The sequence below is a fragment of the Paraburkholderia gardini genome (genome assembly GCF_907164545.1).
In the GTDB taxonomy this organism is placed as follows: domain Bacteria; phylum Pseudomonadota; class Gammaproteobacteria; order Burkholderiales; family Burkholderiaceae; genus Paraburkholderia; species Paraburkholderia gardini.
The window spans coordinates 1-638 of sequence record NZ_CAJQZB010000080.1 but is presented as its reverse complement, the minus strand read 5'-3'; the positions used below and the strand labels follow the sequence as shown (position 1 = coordinate 638).

1 protein-coding gene is annotated in these 638 nt (G+C 63.2%); it reads right to left on the bottom strand.

The genetic code is table 11. The features are described from left to right. Positions 1–65: 65 nt before the first annotated feature. On the bottom strand, positions 66–638 hold a 573-nt coding region (locus LPA37_RS27650; RefSeq protein WP_324251786.1), incomplete at its 5' end, for a group II intron maturase-specific domain-containing protein.

Here is a 638-nt window from a genome sequence, read left to right as displayed (position 1 = left end):
GAGGCCGTACCCCTGCCACACCACCCGGCATGCGGGTCCGCACCGGGCGGTTCGGGAAGTTGAGGTTATGAGAGTCGGGGTACACCCAGCCGGTCGAAGTACGCAATGGTCAGCACGCGCTTGATTTCCCGGTCGCTATTGCGCCACCAGCAGCGGCTGTTGGCCGCCACCTGTCGCGCAACGTCAGCCGATGCACCCAGCGCACGCAGTTCCCGGTAAATCGTGGTGCCACGACGCCATTGCTTAAGCTGGATCGCTCGCAACCGGTGCCGCAGCCACTTGTCCAGTTCCAGCCAGACGCGTGGCGTTTGCGCCAACCGGAAGTACGCCTTCCAGCCCTGCACGTAAGGCCGTAATCGCTCCACCACGTCCTGCATGCTGCGCCCGCCGTTACGGCCGGTCAGTTCACGAATGCGGCGTTTGAACGCCAACAGCGGTTTGGCCGCCACCTTGCGCTTCACCACACCGCCCGCAGCCACCCACAGGCTGTAGCCCAGAAACTTGCGACCAAACACACTCGCCACTGCGCTTTTGGTCTCATTGACCTTCAGCCGCAGTCGACCATACAGACGTCGTAGCAGCGCCATCACCCGCTCACCCGCCCGGCGACTACGAACATAAACATTCGCATCGTCAGC